Raw genomic sequence first — 7,998 nt, 5'->3', positions numbered from 1 at the left:
ATCAGGCCGATCGCGTCGATGTCGTCCTTGTCCCACTCGATGAAGGTGCGGTCCGCCATGGCGCCGTTGCCCACCGGCACGGTCTCGTCGAGGCGCCGCGGGGTCAGCACGAAGCCGCCGACATGCTGGGATAGGTGGCGGGGGAAGCCGATCAGCTGATGGGCGAGGTCCAGCGCCTGCCGGATCGCCGGGTTCCCGGGATCGAGGCCGGCCTCGCGCACATGCTGGTCCGGCATCCCGGTGCCCCAGGAGCCCCAGACCGTGTCGGCGATCGCCGCGGTCACGTCCTCGGTGAGCCCGAGGACCTTGCCGACCTCGCGGATCGCCATGCGCGGACGGTAGTGGATCACCGTGGCGCAGAGGGCGGCCCGCTCCCGGCCGTAGCGGGCGTAGAGGTGCTGGATCACCTCCTCGCGGCGCTCGTGCTCGAAATCGACGTCGATGTCGGGGGGCTCGCCCCGGTTCTCCGAGATGAAGCGGGCGAAGAGCAGCCGGTGCTTGGACGGGTCCACCGCGGTGATGCCCAGGCAGAAGCACACGGCGGAATTGGCCGCCGAGCCGCGGCCCTGGCAGAGGATCCCCTTGCCGCGGGCGAACTCGACCACGTCGAACAGGGTCAGGAAGTAACGGGCATAGTCCATCTTGGCGATGAGCCGCAGCTCCTCGCGGAGCGTCGCCGCGACGGCGGAGGGAATATCGCCGCCGTAGCGCCAGTGCGCCCGCTCGAAGGTCTTCTCCTCCAGGTATTCCTGCGGCGTGCGCCCGGGGGGCACCGGCTCGTCGGGATATTCGTAGCGCAGCTGGGACAGGCAGAAGCCGCAGGCCTCGGCGATCTCGACGGTGCGGGCCACCGCCTCCGGGTGGTCGGCGAACAGCCGCGCCATCTCGGCGGGGGGCTTCAGGTGGCGCTCGGCATTGGCCTCCAGCCGGTAGCCCGCCTCGCCGATCCGGCAGCCCGCGCGGATGCACGTCACCACGTCCTGGAGCGGGCGCCGCTCGGGATGGTGGTAAAGCGCGTCCGAGACCGCGACCATCGGCGCGCGGGCGGCCGCGCCCAGCTCGGCGAGCAGACCGAGGCGGCGCCGCTCGTCGCCCCGGCGCGTATGGCTCGCCCCGAGGAAGGTCCGGCCCGGGGCCGCGGCGGCGAGCGCCTCCAGACGCGACCGGAAGCCCTCCGGCAGGCGCCGGGCCGGCGGCATGGCGATGAACATCTGTCCCTCCGCGGCCTCCAGCATCTCGGCGAAGGCGAAGCGGCACTCACCTTTGCGGACGCGCCGGTTGCCCAGGGTGAGCAGCCGGCAGAGGCGCCCCCAGGCCGCCCGGTCCATCGGGTAGGTGACGGCCTCGAACCCCTCCTCGGTGACGAGGCGGACGCCGGGCAGGATCCGGATCTTCGTGCCCTCCGCTTCGAGCGCCCGCGCCGCCGCATGCGCCCGGACCACGCCGGCCACGGTGTTGCGGTCGGCGATGCCGATCGCCGAGAGGCCGTAGGCCGCCGCCTGCACGACGTAGTCCTGCGGGTGCGCGGCGCCGTGGAGGAACGAGAAGTTCGTGGTGACGGCGAGTTCGGCGAAAGGGATCTCGGGGCGGCTCACGCGAACAGCCCGTGGACGTACCACGCGGCCGGCTGCCCGGGGGCGTGCGGCCCGTCGCGGTAGAGCCAGAGCCGGTGACCGGCCTCGCATTCGATGCGGTAATAGTCGCGCTCCGCGCCGGGCGCGCACCACCATTCGGCGGAAATCCGCTCCGGCCCCTCGGCATGGGCGACGCGGTGAACCTGCGCGCGCCAGCGGAAGCGCCGGGGCGGCCCCTCCGGGACGGCGGAGAGCACGTCGCACGCGGCTTCGCCCCGGGGGAACAGCACCAGGGGGCGGGGCGGGAGGTGATCGGGCCAGGGGATTGAGCAGGGGACGGAGATGGGAAAGGCCCGCGCCCTCACGCCCCCCTCTGCGGGGGAGGTTGGCTCCTGCTTCAGAAGGGGCCGGGAGAAGGGAAAGCCGCTTCCGGAGGGATCGCGCGCTTCATGAAGGCCACGGCCGGACCCTGCACCCTCGCTCCCCCCGTGCGGGACTTCGTGCCGACTCGTCCCCCTTCGGGAGGCATCCTCCTCCGCAGAGGGGAGAGGGCGATGCGCGCGCGTCCGGCCGATGTCCTTGTCGGCTGACGATCCGTGCCCCTCTCCGGCAACCCAGGGACCGCTCCGATCAGCCCGTTCCGGCAGGTGACTCGCCCGTGGCTCCAGGCGCAGCAACCCCCGCCCGAGGCGCTGCGCCAGGGCATCGGCCAGGACGGCGACCCCATCGCCGGAGGCGTCCGCCCCGAGATCGGTCTGGCGGGCCGGCATGGCGCCGGTCACCGTCACGGCGAGCGCCACGGTCTCGAAGCCGAACCCGGCCTCGAGGGCGGAGCCCAACCGGTCGAGGCGTAGGGAAACCAGGGCCGCGACCCGCTCGGGGTGACGCTCGGGGCGCGACAGACCGAGATCGAGGGCCCGAACCACCCCGTCGACCCGGTGCAGGGCGAGGCGCAGGGCACAGGCACCGAGCCCGTCCCGCTCCAGACGGGGGGCGATCTCGGCCATCAGGTCCCGGGCGGTCCGGACGATGTCCGACTGCCGCCCGATCGGGTCGAGGAAGCCGCGGGCGGCGGCGTATTCGGCGGCCTCCGACAGGGGCGCCAGCGGCTCGGGACGGCGTGCCAGGGCCTGATCGAGGCGCAACAGCAACGCCTCGCCGAAGCGACGGGCGAGGGGTCCCCGGGGGAGGGCATCGAGTTCGCCCATCCGGCGCAGGCCGAGCCGCTTCAGCCCCGAGACCGTGCCGGGATCCAGCCGCAGGGCCTCCACGGGCAGACCCCGCAGAGCCTCGGCCGCCCCGCCCGGCGGCACGACGATCCGGTCGACCCCGCCGTGGCTGGCCAGCGCGAAGGCGGCCCCGGGTGTGTCGGCAAGGGCGATCCGGGCGGGGATATGTCCCCGCGCGAGACGGTCTGTCAGATCGTCGACGAGACTCGCCTCGCCGCCGCGCAGGTGACTGGCCCCGGCGACGTCGATGTAGAGCCCGTCCCCCGCCTCGGCCGGCCCGAACGGCGCCACGAGGGGCGCGTAGCCGCCCGCCCAGCGGCAGAGCCGCAGCAGAGCGTCCCGGTCGGCGGTCGGGTCGGCGGGATAGACCTGGAGCGGCACGCCGATCCGCGCCCGGACCCGGCCCAGGGCTCGCCGGGTTGGAGGCCCAGGGCGCGGGCCTCCGGGTCGAGGGCCACGAGCCGCAGGCCGCCGGGGCCCTCGGCGGCCACCGCGAGGGGGCCGCGCTCAGGCGCGAGACCGGCCCGCCGCAGCCGCGTCACCGGCCAGTGGCTCAGGCAGATGCAGACGATGCGCGGCATGGTCCCACTCCAGAAGCCAGTCGCCGCCCCGCCCGTTGCGACAGCGTTCGAGCCGCGCCCGCCAGCGCGGCCTGTCGAGGGTGCCGAACCGGTCCCGCGCCGCGGGCGCCGCGGCGATCCGCCAGCGGGTGGCGGCCCCGTTGGGCAGGCCGGCAGGCGCCGGCCGCAGGATCAGCAGCAGCGGCGGAGCAGACCCTTCCGCGGCGAGCTGCAGGCGCCGGCCCGGCTTCAGCGGCAGGCCGTCCCGGACGAGGCCGACGAGGGCCGTGAGCGCCCGTGCGTGCAGGGCCGCCTCCAGCGCGCGGAACAACTCCGCATCGCTGCCGGCCTCCAGCAGCAGCAGCCGGGCGGGATCGAGGCCGAGTCCCGCGAGGCCATGGCCGTAGGGCAGGGGCTGCCCCGGCGCGGCGGCGATCAGCGCCGGACCAGGCCGGCCAGCAAGGTGGCGGGCGCAGAGCGCCAGGGCGAAGCCGAGGGCCGCGACCCCGTCCACGGGCTCGGCCGGCGCGATCTCGTGGGGCGGCCCGAGGACGAGGCCGCCGCCCGGCAGATGCCCGTCGAGCTCCGGTACGCCCAGCGGCAGGACCGGCGGCAGGTCCCGCTCGCCGGCCGGCGGCGCGAGGCGCATCCGCAAGGCCGCGAGGCGGGCCCGGGGATCGCCCCGCGCGATCGCCCCCTCGGTCTCGTCCGCAGGGTCCAGCCCCATCTCCGTCGGCTCCGGTCATGCCGGACGATAGGAACATAACAGGAACGCACACAAACGGTTTCCACGGCGTCCCGGAATCGCGCACGGAAGCAGCGGCTTGGCCTGTGGATGGCTGTGGACGCCTGTGGAATCGACCGCCACCGCCGGTTCCGCCGCCCCGGTTGACCTCCCTCGCAGGGCGAGACCAATGTCGGGCCGCCGCGTGCGTGACGCGGCCGAACCGGACCGCGCATGCGCTCAGCCCTCACTCTGACGATCCTGCTCGCCCTGTCGGGGGCGGCGCTCGGCCAGCAGGCGGATCCGCCGGGTGGCGCAGGTCCGGATCCGGCCGCGGCCGCCGCAGGGCGATCGCGCCCGGCCCGCCCGCGAGTCCGGCACGCGCAGACCCCGAGCCAGCCGATCATGGTCTACGACGCGCGCATCGAGGCCGGCGACCTCCGGATCTCGGGCTCGGTGCGCAAGCCCGGGGCGATCGTGGTGCTGGACGACGACATCTCGATCCAGGCCGACCGGCGCGGACGGTTCACCTTCCGGCTGCCCTACCGGCCTTCGACCTGCGTGGTGACGCTGAAGGCGGAGCCGGACGAGCGGGAGGCGGTTGTGGCGAACTGCGCGCCGGAGGGTCCGCCCGGACCGCCCGGCCCTCAGGGTGTCGCAGGACCGCCCGGGGAGACGGGGGCCAAGGGCGAGGCCGGTCTCAAGGGCGATCAGGGGGCCAAGGGAGACCAAGGAGCCAAGGGCGAGCAGGGTCTCAAGGGCGATACGGGTCCTCAGGGCGAGACCGGTCCGAAAGGGGAGACCGGCCCCCAGGGCGCGGTCGGCCCGCAGGGCGCACCGGGCCCGAAGGGCGATGCCGGGGCCGCGGGCCTGCAGGGTCCTCCGGGCCCGCGGGGTCCGGTCGGACCGCAGGGCGGCCCGGGCCCGAAGGGCGAGGCCACAGCCGCCAGCTTGCGACCCGTGCGCAAATCCGATTGCCCGGGGGGCTGCACGATCACCTGCGGGACCGGCGAGATGCTGGTCACGGCCCATTGCCTCAAGGGTGGCGTGGCGGTCTATGACGGGGAGGGCGCCAGCTGCCCCGCGGACGCGTCCGGCATCGTCGGGTTCTGCACGCGGCCGTGAGGCGGGCGCGTCAGCCGCCGGTCTCGCGCAGCCAGTCGAGCATCCCGGCGGCGGCCGCCCTTCCGCCCGCGAGGGCGCCCTGGAGCAGGTAGCCGCCGGTCGGCGCCTCCCAGTCGAGCATCTCCCCGGCCAGGAACAGGCCGGGATGGGCCCGCAGCATCGACCGTTCGTCGAGGGCGTCGAGCCGGACGCCGCCCGCCGTCGAGATCGCCCGCTCGATCGGCGCGGAGGCGGTGAGGGTGATGGGCGCGGCCTTGATCAACCCGGCCAGCGCCCCGGGATCCGCCGGGAGGGCGGCGCCGGTCGCCTCGCGCAGCAATCCCGCCGCAACGGGCGCGAGGCCCGCGGCTTTGCGCAGCCGGGTCGCGGCCGAGTCGCCCGGCCGGGCGCCGGACAGACGGCGGGCGAGGGCCTCCCGGGTGAGGTCGGGGCGGAGATCCACGACGAGCCGCGCGCGGCCCCCGGCCGCGATCGCTTCGCGTAAGAGGCGCGAGAGGGCGTAGATCGCTCCGCCCTCGATGCCGATCTGCGTGATCACGGCCTCGCCCCGCACCACGGTGCCTTCGCAGGCGAGCGCCACCCGCTTCAGCGGCGCGCCGGAGAACCGCTCCCGGAACAGGTCCGACCACGCCACCGCGAAGCCGGCATTGGCCGGACGCAGGGGCGCCACCGCCACCCCGAGCCCTTCGAGGAGGGGCACCCAGCGCCCGTCCGAGCCGAGGCGCGGCCAGCTCGCCCCGCCGAGCGCCAGCAGGGTGGCGCGGGGCCGGATCGCGCGCGGCCCGTCCGGGGTGTCGAAATGCAGCGTCCCGCCCAGGGCCGTGAGCCGGTGGCGGGTGTGGATCCGGACCCCGAGGCGGTCGAGCCGCGCCAGCCATGCCCGGAGCAGGGGAGAGGCCTTGAAGCTGCGCGGGAAGACGCGCCCGCTCGACCCGACGAAGGTCGGCTCGCCGAGTTCCGCGCACCACGCCCGCAGCGCGTCGGGCGGGAAGGCCGCGATGGCGGCATCGAGACAGCCATGCGGATGGTAGCGGGCGAGGAAGTCCGCCCGCGCCTCGCTGTGGGTGATGTTGAGGCCGCCGCGCCCGGCGATCAGCAGCTTGCGGGCGACCGAGGGCATGCGCTCGTAGACCGCGACCGCGCGGCCAGCGCCTCCCAGCACCTCGGCGGCGGCGAGCCCGGCCGGCCCGCCGCCCACGATGGCGATTGCATCCCTGTCATCCGGCATCCGCCGGGAGAGCGACAGGCCGCCAGTCCTGTCAAGGGCGAAGACCGGATCGGTGCCGGACGGCATGGGCTGCCCTCCGGCGCTGCGCTAAGGATCGATACGGCCGAGCGGAAGCTCTTCTTGGTCCCGGGCCTCGCGGATTGCGGCGGCCCGAGCCGCGGCCGCGGGCCGTCCGCCATCCCCTTTCGCCGCCCTGTCCCCATTCGCACCGGATGGTCGGCCGGCACGGCTCGGATCAGAGGCTCAGACACGTGGCCAGCCCCGCTGCCGTCACCGGAACCCCGGCGCAGACACAGGCGCAGACCGGCGCCCCTCAAGATCGCCTCAACCAGAGCGAGATCCGCGCGATCGTCTACGGCCTGATGACCGCGATGCTGCTCGCGGCCCTCGACCAGACCATCGTGGCGACCGCCATGCCGACCATCGGGCTCGACCTCGGGGACGCCGCCAACCTCCCCTGGATCGTCACCGCCTACCTGCTGGCCTCCACGGCGGTGACCCCGCTCTATGGCAAGCTCAGCGACATCCACGGCCGGCGGATCATGCTGCTGATCGCCATCGCGACCTTCGGGCTCGGGTCGCTGGCCTGCGCGCTCGCCCCCACGATGGTGACGCTGGCGCTGGCCCGGGGCCTCCAGGGGATCGGCGGGGGCGGGCTGATCGCGCTCTCCCAGACCATCCTGGCCGACATCATGTCGCCCAAGGAGCGCGCCCGCTATCAGGTGGTGATCGCGGGCGTGTTCGTGGCCGCCTCGGTGGCGGGGCCGCTGCTCGGGGGCCTCTTCGCCCAGCACCTGCACTGGTCGCTGATCTTCTGGATCAACCTGCCGATCGGCATCCTCGCCTTCGCGCTGACCAACGCCAACCTGAAGCGCCTGCCGCGCCACGACCGCCAGCACCGGCTGGACTGGCCCGGGGCCGCCCTGATGGTCGCGGGGTCTGTCACCCTCCTGCTGGCCCTGAGCTGGGGCGGCGTGCGCTATCCCTGGGGCTCGCCCACGATCCTCGCCCTCCTCGCCGGGGCGGCCGTACTGGCCGGCGGTTTCGCGGCGCGGCTCGCCACGGCGTCAGAGCCGCTGATCCCCACGGAGGTGCTCAAGGACCGGGTGGTCTACAGCGCGACGCTGGCCGCCTGCTTCGCCATGGGCACCTTCATCGGCCTCACCATCTATGTGCCGATCTTCCTCGAAGGGGTGATCGGGCTCTCGGCGAGCGAGTCCGGCGTGGCGCTGGTGCCGCTGATGATCGGCACCGTCACGGGCGCGACGCTGTCGGGCCGATCGATGCTGCATTTCCGGCACTACAAGCGCGTGCCCCTCGCGATGATGAGCCTCAGCCTCGCCTGCTGCGCCACCATCGCCTGGGAAGGCCGGGCGCTGCCCTTCTGGCTCATGGAGGTGCTGTTCGCGCTGCTCTCCATGGGCATCGGGACGATCCTGCCCCTCTCCACCATCGCCATCCAGAACGCGGTGGAACCGCACCAGCTCGGGATCGCCACCGCCGCGATGAACTTCTTCCGGTCGCTCGGCGGGGCACTGATCGGGCGGCTCGCACGATC

The 7,998-nt window shown here is 74.4% G+C and carries 5 protein-coding genes and 1 pseudogene; 2 read left to right on the top strand and 4 right to left on the bottom strand.

Annotation, left to right across the window (positions count from 1 at the left end; all coding sequences use genetic code 11):
- The 3 genes and pseudogenes from I53_RS30680 to I53_RS27930 form a co-directional block, all read right to left on the bottom strand.
- The coding region (locus I53_RS30680) for a PHP domain-containing protein (RefSeq protein WP_187294427.1) at window positions 1–1,595 on the bottom strand (1,595 nt) is incomplete at its 3' end.
- Window positions 1,592–3,384, bottom strand: a pseudogene (locus I53_RS27935) (DNA polymerase Y family protein). The gene I53_RS30680 and the pseudogene I53_RS27935, both read right to left, overlap by 4 nt.
- The gene (locus I53_RS27930; RefSeq protein ID WP_051045101.1) at window positions 3,311–4,090 is read right to left on the bottom strand and encodes an ImuA protein; all 780 of its coding nucleotides are present in this window, start codon (window positions 4,088–4,090) and stop codon (window positions 3,311–3,313) included. Before I53_RS27930 ends, I53_RS27935 begins: the two are co-directional and overlap by 74 nt.
- Before the next feature lie 231 nt (window positions 4,091–4,321).
- Between I53_RS27930 and I53_RS27925 the strand changes: the two genes are divergently transcribed.
- The gene (locus tag I53_RS27925) at window positions 4,322–5,212 is read left to right on the top strand and encodes a collagen-like protein (protein ID WP_043357140.1); all 891 of its coding nucleotides are present in this window, start codon (window positions 4,322–4,324) and stop codon (window positions 5,210–5,212) included.
- 10 nt (window positions 5,213–5,222) lie between these two features.
- Here I53_RS27925 and I53_RS27920 read toward each other — a convergent pair whose 3' ends face one another.
- A complete protein-coding gene (locus tag I53_RS27920) occupies window positions 5,223–6,440 on the bottom strand; it encodes a TIGR03862 family flavoprotein (RefSeq protein WP_043357142.1) in 1,218 nt (405 codons plus the stop codon).
- A 251-nt stretch (window positions 6,441–6,691) separates the two neighbouring features.
- Here I53_RS27920 and I53_RS27915 point away from each other — a divergent pair.
- Window positions 6,692–7,998: MDR family MFS transporter (locus tag I53_RS27915; protein ID WP_043357138.1), on the top strand; the 1,307-nt coding region annotated here is incomplete at its 3' end.

The organism is Methylobacterium sp. B1 (assembly GCF_000333255.1).
Taxonomy (GTDB): Bacteria; Pseudomonadota; Alphaproteobacteria; order Rhizobiales; family Beijerinckiaceae; genus Methylobacterium; species Methylobacterium fujisawaense.
This window is presented reverse-complemented; position numbering and strand designations above follow the sequence as displayed.

Bases quoted from the DNA above. Each gene is read 5' to 3' on its own strand.
- I53_RS27930 (WP_051045101.1), bottom strand. From the start codon at position 4,090: ATGGGGCTGGACCCTGCGGACGAGACCGAGGGGGCGATCGCGCGGGGC.
- I53_RS27925 (WP_043357140.1), top strand. From the start codon at position 4,322: ATGCGCTCAGCCCTCACTCTGACGATCCTGCTCGCCCTGTCGGGGGCG.
- I53_RS27920 (WP_043357142.1), bottom strand. From the start codon at position 6,440: ATGCCGGATGACAGGGATGCAATCGCCATCGTGGGCGGCGGGCCGGCC.